The sequence below is a fragment of the Kribbella sp. WER1 genome (assembly GCF_054189145.1).
The window spans coordinates 6,101,146-6,116,513 of the sequence record NZ_CM135186.1; the positions used below are offsets into that span (position 1 = coordinate 6,101,146).

Below are 15,368 nucleotides of genomic sequence, written 5' to 3' on the forward strand. Positions count from 1 at the left end.
GCCGACAATTGCGGCTATGGAGATCGGGTACGTCATCTTGTACGTGGAGGACCTGTCGGTGTCGGTGGGGTTCTACCGGGACGTGGTGGGGCTCGCGTACAAGTTCACCGACGCCGGGTATGCGGAGTTCGACGCGGGTGGGCTGCGGTTCGGGTTGTACGAGCGGCGGCGTGCGGAATGGCTGACCGGGCGCGAGGTGCGGCCGGGGGCGGGTGGTGAAGTGGTGGTGCGGGTTGCGGACGTGGACGCGTGTGTCGCGCGGGTGCGGAGTGCGGGCGTGGACGTGCTGAGCGGGCCTGCGGACCGTCCGTGGGGACATCGGACGGTCCACGTCGCCGACCCGGACGGGTTCGTCGTGGAGTTCGCGGAGGAGATCCCGCGGGCTCGTCAGCGGCGGTAGTGCTGCCAGCGGCCGCGGGAGATGCCGCTGAGCATGATGACCCAGAAGACTCCCCAGAGCAGCCACGGAGCGGCGAACGCGACCGAGGAGATCACGAGGGCGAACATCAGGAACGGCGCCAGCATCAGGAACGCCGGCGGCGGCCCTGGCCGGCGCATCGGCGGACCCGCCTGCACCGGCTGCAACGCACCGGACCGCGGCAGCTCGTCGAACAGCTCCTCGAACTCGTCGGCGTACCGCGCCTTCGTCGCTCGGTCACTCCGCTCCTCGAACTCCGCCTGCGTCAACCGCCCGGCCACGAAGTGCTCACTGAGCATCGCAACCGCCTGATCCCGCTCCACATCCCCAACCCGCACCCGTTTCCGGGGCACCTCGCCGGATTGCGGCCCGGCGTCCCAGGCGTCGTCCCGCGACCCGTCGGCACCTTCCCGCGAGCTGGGCCTGTTCCATCCGGTCTCGTCCTGCTGGTTGTTCGTGCGGGGATCGCTCCACGCGGTGGCTCGCCAGTCGCCGGACCAGCCGCGGGCGTGCCAGTCGCCGCCCCAGTTGTGCTGCCGGGCGCGGTTCGGGGGGTTGTCGAACCACCCGTTCCACCCCTCGTCCCAGTTCGCCCCGTACCCCTGCCAGTCGCGCCGCCGGCGGCCGGCGGGACCGCCTCGGCGCCGGCGGTCACGGTCCGCGGAGCTCATGACGGCTCCTGCTCGCCGTCGTCGCCGGTCTCCGCGAGGATCCCGTACAGCTTGCGCCGCAGCTCCACGACCGCCTCCCGCGCCTTCGCCTGCTGCTCCGGCGTCCCGCTCGCGAGCACCTGCCACATCGCGGTCGCGACCTGCCCGAACAGCGGCTTGAACCCGTTCTCGTCGTCGGCGGGCGGCGCGCTCATCGCCTCCCACGGCGCGGACACCTCGTCCTGGTGCTCCGCGACGTACGTGCGGCCCTCGTCGGTCAGCCGGAACGTCCGCCGCCCGACCTCCGCGTCCGCGGTCACCAGCCCCTCGTCCTCGAGCTGCTGCAGCGTCGGGTAGATCGAGCCGGGGCTCGGCTTCCACCCGCCACCGCTGCGCTCGGCGATCTCCTGGATGATGCCGTACCCGTTCATCGGCTGCTCGGCGAGCACCGCCAGGATCGCGGCCCGGACGTCGCCGCGCCGCGCCTTCGGCCCCCGCCAGCGCGGCGGCGGACCCCACGGCGGCGCGAACATCGGCCCGCCGCCGAACATCCCCCACTGCGGCCCGAACCCCTGGTGCCCACGGTGTCCCTGGTGCGTCCGGCGGCCGCTCATCGCCGCGCGCAACTCGTCCTTGATGTCGTCGAAGGCGGCACAGTTCCGCCCGACCTCCCGCTCGAACTTCCGCACGAAGTCCTGCCACGGGAACCCCGCCGCGTACGCCGATCCGGTCATCTCGACCACCCGTCCCTCACGAAAGTGATTGCGATAGTTCGACGATATATCGCGAACCATCGCAACCCAAGGGAGTCACCGGGTGAAGCTGAGGTCCTTCACGGTCGCGTTCAGGACGACCGCGTTGTCCTGAACGGAGACCTGCGTGAGCTGCGCGTTGTACGGCAGCTTCGGGAGTTCGATCCCGCCGGCCAGGCTCTTCAGAGCGGCCGGAAGCGAACCGGACTGGTCCGCGAGCTGGAGTGCGATCTTGCCGTCCTGCAGCTGCGGCGTCACCGGCACGTCGAGGTTGAGCCCGTTACCGGTGTACTTCAGATGTAGCTTGCTGCCGACCGACTCCACGGACAGTCCCTGGATGTTCGTGGTCTTCACGGCCAACCGGCCGAGCTCGCGCGGCGAGAATCTCACCTGCATGTCGGTGGTGCCGACGGTGACCGTGCCGCTCTGGCCGAACAGCAGCGACCGCGGTACGTGCACGTTCTTCATGTCGACGGTCAGGTTCTCACCCGGGATCTTCGCGAACGCCGGCTTCCCCATCGTCAGCGTGACCTTGGAGAAGTCCTGTTTGATCAGCTGCGGGAGGAACCCGAACCCGCCGATCTTCGCGGAGACGTCGGCGGACCGCACCTGATACTTGGCCGCTTCCTTCTGCGCCATCGACGCGAGCTGGTTCTGTGCGACGACGGCCGCGATCCGGTCGACGGCGACCAGTAGCACCACCAGCACAATCAGCGTCACGACGAGCCGCCGCAATCCCCGGCCCTGCCTGCTAGGACTCATGACTGACCTTCCCGATCATTTCCCGGAGCGCGTCGTCGGTCGGCGCCGCTTCGATGCCGAAGGCAACCGTAGCCGCGGTCGAGTCGACCACGAACGGCCGCTGCCACTGGTACTGCATCTCCACCATCTCCCGCGCGGCCGGATCGACCAACCCGGCTAGCCGGAGTACCGCCGCCGGCATCGCGGCGACCCGCGCCGGCGGTGCACCCGCCAGTACGGCGGCCCGCGTCGCGAGCTGGTTCACCGACAACGGCTCCGGTGTCGGTACGTGCCAGGCGCGGCCCCACGCGGTCTCGTCGCCGGCGACCGCGATCAGCGTCCGCGCGACGTCACCGACGTACGTCCAGCTGTGCGGCGCGTCGAGGTCGCCCGGCAGCATCCCGCGCTTGCCCGCGACCACCTTCGGCAGCACGGTCACGCTGAACGGCGACACCGCGCCGGCGCCCAGGTAGTCGGACCCGCGGACCTCGGCGGTCCGGATCCGTCCCGCCTCGTGCGCGGCCAGCGCGTCGGTCCACAGCTGCGCCCGGACCCGGCCCTTGCGGGTGTTCGGCCGCAACGGAAGGTCCTCGGTCATCGGCGTGTCGACCGGGCCGTACCCGTACAGGTTCCCGGTGGTGACCAGCACCGCCCCGGACGCCTCCGCCGCCGCGATCAGCGCGGCACCGAGCGGCGGCCACTCCGTCGTCCACTTGTTGTACGCCGGTCCCGCGCACGAGTAGATCGCCGTGGCGCCGTCGACGTACGACGTCAACCCGGCCTTGGCATCCGCCGCGACCAGCTCGGCCCCGTCAGGCCCCGCACCGGATCGGGTGATCACCCGGACCCGCTCGCCGCGCGCCAGCAGGAGCCGCGCAACGACACTCCCGACAGCACCCGCACCCACTACGACCTGCACACGCTTCCCTTCCAGCCGGACAAGCCCACACAGTACCGATCAAACAGCCTGCGTATCGGCGCCAGCTGAAGGTCTTCTCAGCTAGACCGCTCCCGCACCGTCGCCGGCCACCGATCCGCGATCCACTCGCTCCAACTCCCGAACCCCTCCGGCGGTTCCCCGACCGGGTCACTCCCGTCCAGCTCACCCGCTGTCGGTACGTCGCACCGCGCGGCCCACTCGGCCAGCTCCGCCTCCGAAATCGGCCACGTGTCCTCCGGCCGCTCCGCCAACCGCCGCTCGAGCCGCTCCCGCTGCACGTCCACCGGCACCTCGAAGTACCGCACCACCACCCCCGCCCCCACATCGGCCGCCGCCTGCCGCAACGCGTCCCGCTCCTCCCGGCTCCACAACCCGAAGTCGATCACCACATCCACCCCGAGCTCCAACCCCCGCAACCCGATCCCGATCAACCGCCCCTCGACCACATCCGACGCCGCCTCCGGGTTCTCGTCCCCGTACAACGCCTTCATCCATTCGTCCTTGGTCAACCGAAGCGCCCCCACCCGCACCTCGACCTCCCGTGCATACGTCGTCTTCCCGGTCCCGGGCAACCCAACCGTCAGATACAGCGTCGGCTTCTTCATCACAGCGATTCTGACTTAGTCGTCGGTCGCGCTGCGTTCCCGGCGCATCTCGTCGAGCATCTGCTGGGTGAACGGGTCCTCCTTGGCCCACTCGTCGAGGCTGAACGGCTTGCTTCCCGGTGCGGGGAAGGAGCCGTAGCTGCGGACCGTCGGATCGTCGATCACGCCCGGCGACGGCTCGTCGTCGCCGCGCATCATGCGGTACTGCTGCGTCGACATCACGACCAGCACAGGTTCGGCAGCCGTACCCACGAGAACCGGAGGCCCGAAGGTGCCCTGGCGCATAGCCTCCACCATGGCCGGCAGCTGCCGGAACAGTACCTCCGGGGCGACGACTTCCCGGTACTTGCCCAGGGTGTCCTCGCCACGGAGGTCGTCGTACTGGTCGTAGCTCGCGATGACGGCCTCGGGTACGCCGCCGTCCCCGAACGCGAACGCGTGCGTCATCCGCTGGATCACGCCGGTGATGTCAGCGGCAACCTCCGCAACGGAAGGCAGATCGGGGTACGGCGAAGTGGACATGCCCACTATGGTATTCGTCGCCGACGGGGCTTACTCGGCGCCGAAGGAGCTGAGTTCCTCTCGTTCTTGGGGGGTGAGTTCGCGGGGGACTTCGCCGTGGTCGAGTTTGGTGCGTTGGACGCGGTGGCGGATGTCGTCGACGATCTCGGGGTTGGCGAGGGTGGAGACGTCGCCGACGTCGGCGAAGTTGGAGATGCCGGCGATCACGCGGCGCATGATCTTGCCGGATCGTGTCTTCGGCATGTCGGAGACGATCCAGACGTGCTTCGGCCGGGCGATCTTGCCGATCTCGCGGTCGATGGCCGCGGACACCTTGTCCTCGACGGCCTTGCCGGGTTGCAGGCCGGGCTTCAGCGAGACGTACATCTCGACCACCCTCCCGCGGTCCTCGTCGACCACGGGGACCGCGGCGGCCTCGGCGATCTCCTCGACGGTCAGGCAGGCAGATTCCAGTTCCTTGGTGCCGAGGCGGTGGCCGGCGACGTTGATCACGTCGTCGACGCGGCCGAGGATCCGGAAGTACCCGTCGTCGGCCTGCACCGCGCCGTCGCCGGCGAAGTACGGCCAGTCGTGCCAGTCCGTGCTCTCCGGGTCCCGGCAGTACTTGCGGTAGTACGTGTCGACGAAGCGCTCCGGCTGGTGCCAGATCCCCTGGAAGACGCCCGGCCACGGGTTGCGGATGCAGATGTTGCCGGCCCGCCCGCTGCCCGGTTCGACCGTCTTGCCGTCCTCGTCGTAGATCACCGGGAAGATGCCCAGGGCACCCGGTCCGCAGCTGCCCGGTTTCATCGGTTGCAGTGCCGGCAGCGTGCTGCCGAGGAAGCCGCCGGTCTCGGTCTGCCACCAGGTGTCGACGATCGCGGCCTCGCCCTTGCCGACGACCTGGTGGTACCAGCGCCAGACCTCCGGTTCGATGGGCTCACCAACGGTTGTCATGTGTTTGAAGTGATAGTCGTACTTCGCCGGCTCGTCCGGCCCGAGCTTGCGCAGCATCCGGATGGTGGTCGGCGCGGTGTGGAAGATGTCGACGTGCAACTGCTCGGCGATCCGCCAGCAACGCCCGGCATCCGGGTACGTCGGCGCACCCTCGTACAGCACACTCGTCGTACCCAGCGCCAGCGGGCCGTAGACGATGTACGAGTGCCCGGTGATCCACCCGATGTCGGCGCAGCACCAGTAGGTGTCCTCAGGATGGATGTCCTGGTAGTACTTCGACGTACCGGCCACGTACGCGAGATAGCCGCCGGTGGAGTGCTCGCAGCCCTTCGGCCGGCCCGTGGTGCCGCTCGTGTACATCAGGAACAGCGGGGCCTCCGCCGGCATCGGTACGGGTGCGACGACCCGGCCCTGGTAGTCGGCGAGGATGTCGTCGACGAAGACGTCCCGGCCGCTGATCATCGGCGTCTCCGAGCTGTACTTGCCCGGATAGCGACGGAACACCAGGACCTTGTCGACCTCCTGACCCAGCCGGGCGGCCTCGGCGACGGCCTCGTCGGCCTTCACCTTGTGGTCGATCAGCTGCCCGCCGCGGTGGTAGGCGTCCATCGTGACCAGGACCCTGCTCCCGGAGTCGGCGATCCGTCCGCCGCACGCAGTCCCGCTGAACCCGCCGAACACCTCGGAATGGATCACGCCGAGCCGGGCGCACGCCAGCATCGCGACGGGCAGCTCCGGCACCATCGGCATGTGGAAGGTGACCCGGTCACCGGTTTTGAGTCCGCAGTACTCACTCAGTAGCGCAGCGAACTCGTTGACCTGCCGGTAGAGCTCTTGGTACGTCAGGACAACCGTCTGCCCGTCCTCGGGCTCAGGAACCCAGATGAACGCCGCTTTGTTGCGGTCGGCCTCCAAATGCCGGTCGACGCAGTTGTAGCACGCGTTCAGCTTCCCGCCCACGAACCACTTCCAGAACGGCGGATGGCTGGTGTCCAGCAGCGTGTGCCAGTACGAGTCCCACGTGAGCAACTCGGCGTACTCGGCGAAACACTCGGGGAACCGGTCCTCCGCGAACCGCTCGAGGATCGACGGGTCCGAAGCGTTGGCCTGGCCAATGAACTTCGGCGACGGCGAGAAGTAGCCCTCCTCCCGCCAATGCACCGCGATCTGTGCCTCGGAGAGCGGAACCTCGTTGTCGATATTCACTTGTCTCAACCCCTCCCGCACTCAGCGATGCGGTGCCGGTGAGAGTGGGAACACCGGCAGCAGAGTGCGTTTCCAGGTGAAGTTGGTGACGGCGGCGAACGACGCGTACCAGGCCACCACGGCGGTCACCAGGCCGAGCCAGCCGCCGACCTTCGTCACGGTCGCCGAGGTGGCGAACTCCCCGATCGTCAGGAACAGGAACGTCAGCGTCAGGAACACGAAGACGCCCAGTACGGCGGCGTTGACCCGCGCCGCGGCCACCGTCATGTAGGCCGTGAAGATCGTCCACACCAGCAAGAACAACCCGGTCGCGGTGGACGCGTTCGCCCCCAGCCCGGGCAGCACGAACTTCACGTACGCGGCGAACGACAACCAGAACGCCCCGAACGACGTGAACGCCAGCGCACCGAACGTGTTGCCCTTCCGGAACTCCCACATGCCGGCCATGAACTGGCCGAGACCTCCGTAGAAGAGGGCGAGCGGCAGCACCACGGCTTCGAGCGTGGTGTTGCTGATCAGCTTGGCGTTGAACACGCTGAGGACGAACGTCGTCATCGCGAACCCGGCCAGTCCCAACGGTGCCGGATCGGCAATGCCGGCCCCCGGCTCGATCTGCTGCGGGGCCGGCGCTTCGACAGCCGTTCCCTGCGCTTGTACAGCTGCACCTTTCTCAGTGTCTGCCATGACAAACTCCTTCTCGCGGATCACCGGCACTACGCGCGCCATCCTTGAGTGACGTACATCTCAGCGTAGTTCGATTTCGCGAGAAACCACGCGCCGGTCGGAGCGATCAGACAGGCGTGGGCCGTGCGCAGCGCGCGCACCAGTTCGCCGGCGCCGGCGAGGTTCCGGCGCAGTACCGGCAGTAGTACCGGCGCGCCCACCAGACGACCGACACCACCGGAACGGTGACCGTGAGTACCAGACCCGCCGCCAGCAGGGCCGGAACCGCGAGCTGATCACCGAGAGCGACCAGGGCCACCCCGATCATCACCCCGAAGGCCAGCACGAGCACCGCATGCAGCGACGCGACCCCACCGAGTCGCATCCTGGCGAGCCGGTGGTCGAGTCCCGGGTCCTCGCTGCGCAGCGCACGCTCCAGCGCGCCCAGTTTCCGTTGTTCGTCGTCGCTCAGTTTCACAGGGGTTCTCCTCACAGCAGCGCTGGTGCCCCCGGCAGGATTCGAACCTGCGACGCACGGTTTAGGAAACCGACGCTCTATCCCCTGAGCTACGGGGGCGCACGCGGGGACAGCTTAGCGGAGGTGGAGGGGGTCAGCCGGTCAGGGCGGTGACGCCCAGGTGGCCGGCGATCGAGTTGTAGCGCTCGGCGTACAGCGTGGTGCAGCGGGAGGCGGCGCAGCCGGCGCCGGCGAAGGTGATGCCGCGGATGGTGGCGCCGCTGCTGCCGCGGCGGGAGTAGACCGGTCCGCCGGAGTCGCCGCCGATGATCGCGACCAGGCCGCCGCGGGTGGCGCGGATGACGTACGTCGTGCAGCCGTCGGTGTCGCAGTAGCTGGCTGACGTCGAGCGGACCGTCAGGTTGCACACCGACGTACTGAAGCTCCCGGACTGGCAGACGACCGTGCCGACGCCGGGGTCGCCGCCGCCGGTGACGGTACGGGTCTTGACGGTGTCCCCAGGCCCGTCCGTCCAGATCTTCGCGCCGTACGAGCTGCCCGTGACGAGCGACTGGTCGTAGTCCGGGTAGTTCGTCCGGACCGTGGTGGTGCCGTAGTAGTTCGTGCCGGACTGCCACACCGTCCCCGGTGCGCCACAGTGCCCGGCGGTGACCGAGCCGCGCTGACCGTTCGACCGGCGTACGACGGAGAACCCGGCCGAGCAGTTCTTCGCCGCGGAGGTGATGCGCGCGCCGCCCCAGTGCCCGCCCTTCGGGGTGTCGCTGAGCCGCGAGGTCCGGGCGAGCGAACCAGCCACCAGTTGTACGCCGGACACGTCGCGGAGGCCCGCGAGTGCGGCGGGGGAGGTGGTCGCCTGGTCGTACTCGACGACGACGTTCTCGCTGGACGGGTCGAGGTCGGCGGAGAACGTCGTACGGGCGGCGTCCCCGGACCACGCGCGCTTGCCGATCGTCCGCCAGGTGTCGGCGATCGCCTCGGCCGAACGGCAGCTGCGCTCCACCTTGACCATCTGCTTGCCGGCCGTCGGCAGGTTCCGGGCCATGGCGGACTGGTACTTCTTCGTGTCCAGGTGCGCGGAGTCGACCACGACCTCGTACCCGGTGGTGGCCGAGCCGACCACGCCGACGACGCCCTGGCTGAGCCCGTACGGCAGGCCGGACGTCGGGCGGCCGGTCGCGTCGAGCGGCTCGAGAGAACGGATCGCGGTCGTGATGCCGTCGCCGAGCGACTCGCCCAGCGGGCGGGCGTCGGATGCGGACGTCGGTTGCGCGAGCCGCGTCGCCTCGGTCGAGCTCACACTCGGCCGGGCGTGGGAGCAGGCCGCGGCGCCTGTCACCGCGCCCTGGGAGGGGGCGGTGAGAGCGACTGCGAAGAGTGAGACGGAGCCGAGTGTGACCAGCGGGACGGTAACGGAGAGTCGCACGAAGCTCCCAACGTCGGTGAACCAACCACTAGATGGTCCGGTCAGGAACTCCGTTCCGTCAAGTGGTGGTCACCGTCCGCGAGCAGATTTGACTACCGTGCGCGAGCGTAACTCGCAAGTTGAGCGCCGTCGGCGGCGAAGAACTGCAGCGTGTCGCCGCTCACCGCGATCCGCTTGGCCGACGTCAGGACGCCGGTGTGCGGCACGTTGTCGCACCCGATCATGTGCTGCGGCCCGACCGTCGCACTGAACGCGCCGCGCTGGCCGATGCTGTAGGTCCCCTGCAGGCCGTTGCAGCCGTCCGAACCACTCCAGGTGCCGTCTGCCTTGAAAACCAGCACCGGGTCATCCGGCCGGGCCTGCTTGAGCGCCTTGAAGCCTGCCATCTGCTGCACGCGCCAGGTGCCGGACACAGTCTGCGCGGTCACCGCCTGCGCGGACGGCGAGGTCGCGGCCGGTTGTGGGCCGCCGGCGACCGGCGTCTGGGTGGGCTTGTTCTGCGAACCGGCCAGCCCGAAGACGGCCACGGCGACCGCGGCCACCGCGACAGCGGCCGCGCCGGTGCCGATCCAGGTACGGCGCTGTGCGCGCCGGGCGCCGGTGGTGGCGCGCTCGGTCAGGCCCGCGGTCTGCGGCACGCTCGCCGCGGCGCGTTCGAAAGTGCCTCGGAGGTCGTCCTCGAGATCGGTGTTGCCCACTTCAACCCCTCAGGTGACGCGGTCGGACGTTCTGGATTTCCGCAGCGAGGCGAGCGCTCGGCTCGTGGTCGCGCGGACGGAGGACGGCTTGATGCCGAGCAGGTCGGCGATCGTCTGGTCGTCGAGGTCCTGGTAGTAGCGCAGGACCAGCACGACCCGCTCCCGGGCGGACAGCGTGGTCAGCGCCTGCCACAGGTCGTCGGAGTTCGCGATGCCGGCAGCGTGGTCGGGCACCGTGTGCTGCGGGTCCAGGTCGGCCGTCGGGGCCTCGGTGAACGAGCGCCGACGGGTCATCGACAGGTACTCGTTCACCAGGATCCGGCGGACGTAGTGGTGCGGGTCGTCCGCGTTGCGCACCTTCCGCCACTTGCGGAACGCCTGCATCAACGCGATCTGGGCCAGGTCCTCCGCCCGTTGGTAGTCGCCGGAGACGGTGAACCCGAGCCGCACCAGTTCCTGTCCGCGGGCGGACACGTACTCCTCGAACTCCACTCGCCACTCCCTGGCTGGGCGTACAACTCCTCACACCTATTAGACGCATCGAGTCGTGCGGCTGCTGCAACCTTTCCCGCACAGTTCGATCTCTAGTGCAGCAGGAACGTGCGGACCGCTTGCTTCCCTCGTGGATCACGCTGGACGCTGTGGCCGCTGCCTGGGATGACGACCAGCTGTGCCGCGCGGGCGTGGGCCTGTTCCCATCTGGACCAGTCCAGTGGGCAGAACAGGTCGTTGCTCCCGTGCAGGATCAGCGTCCGCGGCAACAGCTCCTGCGCCGTTGGGTACGTCGACACCCGGGCAGTCGGCCACCGAAGGCAGCCCTGGATCATCAGCTGCTCCCGGGCGGTCGTCACGTCGTACGGGTAGAGCTTCTTCGGGTCCAAGCGTCGTACGGCGTCGTCGAGCGCCGCCTGGCGGTCCGGCTTGCCTGACCACGGGAAGCGGAGGTCGGAGCACAGGGTGGCCAGGTGGAGTCCCGCGGAGAGCTGGTCGTACGGCAGGCCCTTGCTGGTCGTCCGTTGGATCAGCTCCTTCACCGTGGACTCGTCACCGTTGCGTGCTGCGTGGAACGCGGCCGGGATCCCCTGGAGCGTCGGGTTGACGGAGTTGAGGCTCGAGACGGACAGCATCTCCATCAGGTCGGTGCCACTCACGCCGTGCCGCACCAGCCAGGCCAGATCCGTCGCGCACTCCTGGCAGACCGCGCTTGTAGCCGCCATCTGATCGACGCCCAGCGGGTCGAAGCCCTTGTGCGGTACGACGGAGTCCAGCACGAGCGCCTGCACGCGGCCCGGGTACTTCAAGCCGTAATGCTCCGCCGTGAAGCTCCCGTACGACGTGCCGTCGAGCGTCAGCCGATCCACCTTGAGGGTCTGGCGCAGCTGCTCGATGTCGTCGACGGTGTCGGGCGTGCCGTAGTACCCGGCGTTGGAGCCGAGCTGCTTCGCGCACTGGTCGACCGCTTCGGCCGGTGGGGTGAGGAAGTCGGAGCCGCCGACTGTCTCCTGGAGAGCAGCGCAATTGATGCCACCGGCTCCGGTACCGCGCTGGTCGAACATGACGAGCCGGTACTCACGTAGTACATCTGGATCCACGTTGTTCCGCAGCACCGGCAGGAGCGGTACGCCGGGCTGCCCCGGGCCGCCGGTGAGCAGCAGGAGTACGCCGCGCGGAGCGTCGACGTTGTCCGCCGCGATCACCGGGAGGTCGAGCGCCGGCCCGTCGGGGCGCGAGCGGTCGAGCGGGACGTGCAGCGACGTACACGTGAAACCTTCGACGCAGGACGTCTTCGCCGGCTGCGGGCTCGAACACGCGGTGCAGGCCAGGAGCACCGCGCAGAGCAGCCGGATCGTTCGCATCTGCCCAGTATCGGCACGAGAGCTGCAGCCGTGAACGCCGCAGACCTGCCCCGCGGGTCAACCTTGACAGGGACCCGCGAGGCAGGCGCGGCTCGACCCCTCCCGGACGGCTTCGGGGTGCACGTCCGGGACGGGGTCAGCGCAGGCCGAGCGACTTGATCAGCTCGGGTGTCACCTGACGGGCCGCCGGCAGCACGCCGGGCTTGCCCTGCCCTTCGAAGGAGGTTGCCACCAGGCGGCGGCAGCCGTAGGCCTCGGCGGTGAACGACAGCACGCCGCGGTCGTTGCCGGTGAACCGCAGGACGTAGGTCGGGCCGAGTTCCTTGGTGCAGATGCTCGGCTTCTTCGCGACGGGTTTCGCCGCGTTCACCAGCGCGAACAGTTCGGTGGCCTGCTTGCCGGTGCGCTTCGTGGTGACGGTCGCGTAGTTCTGCCCGGTCGCCTGGGCGTCGTACTGGCAGATCGTCACACTCACCGGGACGAACTTCGAGGTGGCCGCGCCCTCGCCCCAGACCACCTTCTCGGTCGCGGTGCGGACGGCGGTGATCGTGTTCGGGCAGTCCGTGCTCGGGGTGCCGGTGGGGGTGGGGCTCGGGGTCGCCGACGGGCTGTCGGTGGGTTGGGCAGTGGGCTGGGCGGCGGGCGGGGACGAGGCGTTCTCGGTGCCGCAGGCGGCGGCGATTCCGAGCACAGCCACGACGAGCGTCGCACCGATCAGGCCCCGTGTCCGTTGTGCACTCACGACTCGGTCCTTCCGGGTTGGCAGGGGCAACATGATGGTGGACCGGAGTCTCACCCGGCGTGCCGGAACATCACGGCGGCGCGTCTATCCGGTCACGCCGGAGGATCGATCCGCAACCGAGGCACAGCTGTAACCTTCGCGCACTGGCCGCGCCGCCGACCCCGTACAAGCTGCCGGTGTCCCCGTGCGCACCTAGGATGCTGTCTCGTGGGTAGGAAGAAGGCGAACGCGGAGGCCGCCGCGCAGCAGGAGTGGGAGCTCGGGATCGACTGGGCGCGCTGGCTGCTCGACGGCAACGTCCCGCAACCGCTCCGGGTGTTCGGCGTCGTCCTGGAGCCGAACGAGCAGGCCTACCTCCAGACGACCGCGCAGTACTCGCGGCTCTACGGCGGGAACGGGCGCTACACGACCAGCGGCGGGTTCTTCATCGGCAAGCCCGGGATGGTGCTCGGCATGATGGCGGCCAACGCCGCCGTGAACGCGAGCCGCAAGGCTGCCGCCAAGCGGGACATGCAGGCCTCCTGGCGGGACGTCCAGGAGCTGCCGGTGCTGGCCACCAATCTGCGGCTGATGTGTCACCTGCCGACCAAGGGCTGGATGAGCTTCTACTACAGCGCCGTCCAGGAGTTCTACCCCGATACGGCGAACTGGACGATCACGTTCGGCTTCCAGAACGCCGTACCGCTGCGGATCGGCGGCCTGTCCACGCCGACGCTGGCGGTGCTGGCGGCCTGGTGCGTGCACGGCAACGGCCGCTGGCACGGCGAGCCCGGGATCGCGCCGCTCGTCCAGGCCGCGCTGACCCCGCGCGGGCCCGTCACCCCGGACGAGGTCCCGTACGACGCGACCGCCGAGATCCCGGACGAGCGACCCGCCGACACCGGCAACTACTCGACCGGGAACGCGCACGAGAACCTGATCCGCTCGAAACTCAATCCCGAAGACCGCCGCTGACTCGGTAATCTGGATGCATGACGAGCCCGTACGAGGACGACGAGCCGCTGCTGCCCGACCAGACCCGCGACGACGACCCGCGCACCTGGGGCGACAACGACTTCGGCAGTGACGACGACGATCGCATCCTGAACGAGGTTCCGCCGCACCACGGATGACGACCTCGGTGCTTCTCGTCCATGGCGGCCTGTGGGACGCCATGGACGCCGATGCCTTCTGGGATACGCCGGGCATCACCGCCGCCCTGACCGCCGCGCTCGATCCGGACGGGTCCGGGCAGGTGGAGGTGCTCGCGCCCGATCGGCCGCCGCGGGCCGCCGGATGGGACCAGGAGGCCGCCGCGCTCGGTGAACACCTGGCGAAACGTTCCGGTCCGGTGCGAATCGTTGGTGCCTCCAATGGGTGTACGGCCGCTGTCCTGCTGGCGGCGAGGTTTCCGGAACGTGTCGACCGGCTACTGCTGGCCTGGCCGGCCACCGGCGACGACCCGGCCGGGAACGAGCGCGCCCGGACCGGAATGATGAACCGCGGCTGTCCGGCCGATGTCGCGGACGGGCTGCTCACGGGTGGAATTCTGCGCGGGGTCAGAGATCCGGAGCTGGCGGCGCTGGCCCGGATCCGGGTGGCGGTGTTGCCGTCGGTGCCGGAGAATCCGTCGCATCAGCGGAAGACGGTCGACGCGTTGCTGTGCTCGATCCGGGGGAGTCGCGAGCTGACCGGGTGTGCGGAACCGCCGACACCTGGATTCCCGCCGTTCCTGGATCAGCTGGTGCGAACGATCGTGGAGTTCGTCAACTGAGGGGAAGAGCGTGGAGCTTCGGGGGTTCGACGACGGGTACGGGGTCCAGGTCGCGGGCTGGGCCGTGGACGAGAAGGAAGTCGCATTGCTGTCCGGACGGGTGGCCTACCCGTTCCCGGAGGAACTGCGAGAACGCTGGCGGACGGGTGACGCGGACATCCACTCCTATCTGTTGTTCGACGGCGATCGGCCGGTCGGGTACGGCGAGGTGTGGCTGGACGACGAGGAGGACGAGGTCGAGCTGGCCCGGATCATCGTGGACCCGGCGGTTCGCGGCCGCGGCTTAGGCGGCGAGCTCGTCCGGGCACTGCTCGGACCGGCGCTGGACGCCGGCTACTCGGAGGTGTTCCTGCGGGTCCGCCCGGAGAACGCCCCGGCGATCCGCGCGTACCACCGCAGCGGCTTCGTCGACGTGCCGGCCGGGCTGATGGAGGAGTGGAACGACGGCCAGCCGGTCCCGTACCGCTGGATGCGGTACGCCGGTGAGCAGGTGAGCGCCGGCGAGCTCAGGGGCTGAGGATGGTGCACCCACCTGCCTGCGGCAGCTGTTAGTGGTCCTGCCGGTTGGCGCGCAGCAGATCCCGAATCTCGGTCAGCAGCTCCTGGTCCGGGGTGAGCGCCGCGGCCTCCTCCTCGGGCTCCAGCCCGCGCTTGCGCCGCTCGTTCAGCTTGTTGAGCGGCATCACGATGAAGAAGTACACGGCCGCGGCGACGAACAGAAAGTTCAGCGCCGCCTGCACGATGACGCCGATGTGGAACTCGGCACCGTTGATCTTGAAGAAGAACAGCTTGGAGGCGTCGGCCTTGCCGAAGATCGCCGCGACCAACGGGTTGATGAAGTTCTCCACGACGGCCGTGACGATCGTGCCGAACGCTGCTCCGATGACGACGGCGACCGCTAGGTCGACGACGTTGCCGCGCATGATGAATTCCTTGAAGCCCTTGAGCATTGTGGTGCCTCCACGAAGCGGGTGGTTGTACCCGG

Annotated in this window: 20 protein-coding genes and 1 tRNA gene; 5 read left to right on the forward strand and 16 right to left on the reverse strand. The window is 69.1% G+C overall.

Annotated elements, in window-relative coordinates; translation table 11 throughout:
* Nucleotides 1–16 precede the first annotated feature (16 nt).
* Entirely contained in the window at nucleotides 17–400 is a 384-nt protein-coding gene (locus ACXJJ3_RS29700) for a VOC family protein (RefSeq protein WP_458165140.1), read from the forward strand.
* On the opposite strand, the gene ACXJJ3_RS29705 is transcribed toward ACXJJ3_RS29700, so the two are convergent.
* The 15 genes from ACXJJ3_RS29705 to ACXJJ3_RS29775 all read right to left on the reverse strand — a co-directional run bounded on the left by ACXJJ3_RS29705 (nucleotide 388) and on the right by ACXJJ3_RS29775 (nucleotide 12,630).
* Entirely contained in the window at nucleotides 388–1,089 is a 702-nt protein-coding gene (locus tag ACXJJ3_RS29705) for a DUF1707 SHOCT-like domain-containing protein (RefSeq protein WP_458165141.1), read from the reverse strand. The two genes, ACXJJ3_RS29700 and ACXJJ3_RS29705, sit on opposite strands and share 13 nt — an antisense overlap.
* A complete protein-coding gene (locus tag ACXJJ3_RS29710) occupies nucleotides 1,086–1,802 on the reverse strand; it encodes a PadR family transcriptional regulator (RefSeq protein WP_458165142.1) in 717 nt (238 codons plus the stop codon). Before ACXJJ3_RS29710 ends, ACXJJ3_RS29705 begins: the two co-directional genes overlap by 4 nt.
* Before the next feature lie 75 nt (nucleotides 1,803–1,877).
* Nucleotides 1,878–2,582: an LmeA family phospholipid-binding protein gene (locus tag ACXJJ3_RS29715; RefSeq protein ID WP_458165143.1), complete on the reverse strand. Its 705-nt coding sequence runs from the start codon at nucleotides 2,580–2,582 to the stop codon at nucleotides 1,878–1,880.
* Complete coding sequence (locus ACXJJ3_RS29720; RefSeq protein WP_458165144.1) at nucleotides 2,572–3,480, reverse strand: NAD-dependent epimerase/dehydratase family protein; 909 nt, start codon at nucleotides 3,478–3,480, stop codon at nucleotides 2,572–2,574. Before ACXJJ3_RS29720 ends, ACXJJ3_RS29715 begins: the two co-directional genes overlap by 11 nt.
* 77 nt (nucleotides 3,481–3,557) lie before the next feature.
* Nucleotides 3,558–4,106 (reverse strand): AAA family ATPase, encoded by a 549-nt coding sequence (locus ACXJJ3_RS29725; protein WP_458165145.1) that lies wholly within the window; start codon nucleotides 4,104–4,106, stop codon nucleotides 3,558–3,560.
* Between the two features lie 15 nt (nucleotides 4,107–4,121).
* Nucleotides 4,122–4,628: a hypothetical protein gene (locus tag ACXJJ3_RS29730; RefSeq protein ID WP_458165146.1), complete on the reverse strand. Its 507-nt coding sequence runs from the start codon at nucleotides 4,626–4,628 to the stop codon at nucleotides 4,122–4,124.
* Between the two features lie 30 nt (nucleotides 4,629–4,658).
* Nucleotides 4,659–6,770, reverse strand: coding sequence for an acetate--CoA ligase (acs, locus tag ACXJJ3_RS29735; RefSeq protein ID WP_458165147.1), 2,112 nt, complete (start codon nucleotides 6,768–6,770; stop codon nucleotides 4,659–4,661).
* Nucleotides 6,771–6,791: 21 nt separating this feature from the next.
* A complete protein-coding gene (locus ACXJJ3_RS29740) occupies nucleotides 6,792–7,454 on the reverse strand; it encodes an acetate uptake transporter (RefSeq protein ID WP_458165148.1) in 663 nt (220 codons plus the stop codon).
* Between the two features lie 106 nt (nucleotides 7,455–7,560).
* Nucleotides 7,561–7,911, reverse strand: coding sequence for a DUF3040 domain-containing protein (locus tag ACXJJ3_RS29745; protein ID WP_458165149.1), 351 nt, complete (start codon nucleotides 7,909–7,911; stop codon nucleotides 7,561–7,563).
* Between the two features lie 23 nt (nucleotides 7,912–7,934).
* A tRNA-Arg gene (locus ACXJJ3_RS29750) sits at nucleotides 7,935–8,010 on the reverse strand.
* Nucleotides 8,011–8,044: 34 nt separating this feature from the next.
* A complete protein-coding gene (locus ACXJJ3_RS29755) occupies nucleotides 8,045–9,334 on the reverse strand; it encodes a hypothetical protein (RefSeq protein ID WP_458165150.1) in 1,290 nt (429 codons plus the stop codon).
* Between the two features lie 92 nt (nucleotides 9,335–9,426).
* Complete coding sequence (locus tag ACXJJ3_RS29760) at nucleotides 9,427–10,032, reverse strand: META domain-containing protein (protein ID WP_458165151.1); 606 nt, start codon at nucleotides 10,030–10,032, stop codon at nucleotides 9,427–9,429.
* A 9-nt stretch (nucleotides 10,033–10,041) separates the two neighbouring features.
* Entirely contained in the window at nucleotides 10,042–10,524 is a 483-nt protein-coding gene (locus ACXJJ3_RS29765; protein WP_458165152.1) for a SigE family RNA polymerase sigma factor, read from the reverse strand.
* Nucleotides 10,525–10,616: 92 nt separating this feature from the next.
* Nucleotides 10,617–11,888: an alpha/beta fold hydrolase gene (locus ACXJJ3_RS29770; protein ID WP_458165153.1), complete on the reverse strand. Its 1,272-nt coding sequence runs from the start codon at nucleotides 11,886–11,888 to the stop codon at nucleotides 10,617–10,619.
* 136 nt (nucleotides 11,889–12,024) lie between these two features.
* The gene (locus ACXJJ3_RS29775; protein WP_458165154.1) at nucleotides 12,025–12,630 is read right to left on the reverse strand and encodes a hypothetical protein; all 606 of its coding nucleotides are present in this window, start codon (nucleotides 12,628–12,630) and stop codon (nucleotides 12,025–12,027) included.
* A gap of 207 nt (nucleotides 12,631–12,837) precedes the next feature.
* Between ACXJJ3_RS29775 and ACXJJ3_RS29780 the strand changes: the two genes are divergently transcribed.
* From ACXJJ3_RS29780 to ACXJJ3_RS29795, 4 genes are read left to right on the forward strand one after another with little or no spacing between them, the layout of a single operon-like run.
* On the forward strand, nucleotides 12,838–13,584 hold the full coding sequence (locus ACXJJ3_RS29780) for a hypothetical protein (RefSeq protein ID WP_458165155.1): 747 nt from the start codon (nucleotides 12,838–12,840) through the stop codon (nucleotides 13,582–13,584).
* Between the two features lie 17 nt (nucleotides 13,585–13,601).
* Entirely contained in the window at nucleotides 13,602–13,742 is a 141-nt protein-coding gene (locus ACXJJ3_RS29785) for a hypothetical protein (protein WP_355700801.1), read from the forward strand.
* Nucleotides 13,739–14,383, forward strand: a complete 645-nt coding sequence (locus tag ACXJJ3_RS29790; protein ID WP_458165156.1) for an alpha/beta fold hydrolase — start codon at nucleotides 13,739–13,741, stop codon at nucleotides 14,381–14,383. The genes ACXJJ3_RS29785 and ACXJJ3_RS29790 overlap by 4 nt, the downstream gene beginning before the upstream one ends.
* A 10-nt stretch (nucleotides 14,384–14,393) precedes the next feature.
* The gene (locus ACXJJ3_RS29795) at nucleotides 14,394–14,900 is read left to right on the forward strand and encodes a GNAT family N-acetyltransferase (RefSeq protein WP_458165158.1); all 507 of its coding nucleotides are present in this window, start codon (nucleotides 14,394–14,396) and stop codon (nucleotides 14,898–14,900) included.
* 31 nt (nucleotides 14,901–14,931) lie between these two features.
* Here the strand turns inward: ACXJJ3_RS29795 and mscL are convergent, their stop codons facing one another.
* The gene (gene mscL / locus ACXJJ3_RS29800; protein WP_458165159.1) at nucleotides 14,932–15,333 is read right to left on the reverse strand and encodes a large conductance mechanosensitive channel protein MscL; all 402 of its coding nucleotides are present in this window, start codon (nucleotides 15,331–15,333) and stop codon (nucleotides 14,932–14,934) included.
* Nucleotides 15,334–15,368: the final 35 nt, after the last annotated feature.

Coding starts and splice junctions, on each gene's coding strand:
- ACXJJ3_RS29705 (WP_458165141.1), bottom strand. CDS start 1,089: ATGAGCTCCGCGGACCGTGACCGCCGGCGCCGAGGCGGTCCCGCCGGC.
- ACXJJ3_RS29730 (WP_458165146.1), bottom strand. CDS start 4,628: ATGTCCACTTCGCCGTACCCCGATCTGCCTTCCGTTGCGGAGGTTGCC.
- ACXJJ3_RS29740 (WP_458165148.1), bottom strand. CDS start 7,454: ATGGCAGACACTGAGAAAGGTGCAGCTGTACAAGCGCAGGGAACGGCT.
- ACXJJ3_RS29700 (WP_458165140.1), top strand. CDS start 17: ATGGAGATCGGGTACGTCATCTTGTACGTGGAGGACCTGTCGGTGTCG.
- ACXJJ3_RS29785 (WP_355700801.1), top strand. CDS start 13,602: ATGACGAGCCCGTACGAGGACGACGAGCCGCTGCTGCCCGACCAGACC.
- ACXJJ3_RS29790 (WP_458165156.1), top strand. CDS start 13,739: ATGACGACCTCGGTGCTTCTCGTCCATGGCGGCCTGTGGGACGCCATG.
- ACXJJ3_RS29770 (WP_458165153.1), bottom strand. CDS start 11,888: ATGCGAACGATCCGGCTGCTCTGCGCGGTGCTCCTGGCCTGCACCGCG.
- mscL (WP_458165159.1), bottom strand. CDS start 15,333: ATGCTCAAGGGCTTCAAGGAATTCATCATGCGCGGCAACGTCGTCGAC.
- ACXJJ3_RS29715 (WP_458165143.1), bottom strand. CDS start 2,582: ATGAGTCCTAGCAGGCAGGGCCGGGGATTGCGGCGGCTCGTCGTGACG.
- ACXJJ3_RS29725 (WP_458165145.1), bottom strand. CDS start 4,106: ATGAAGAAGCCGACGCTGTATCTGACGGTTGGGTTGCCCGGGACCGGG.
- ACXJJ3_RS29710 (WP_458165142.1), bottom strand. CDS start 1,802: ATGACCGGATCGGCGTACGCGGCGGGGTTCCCGTGGCAGGACTTCGTG.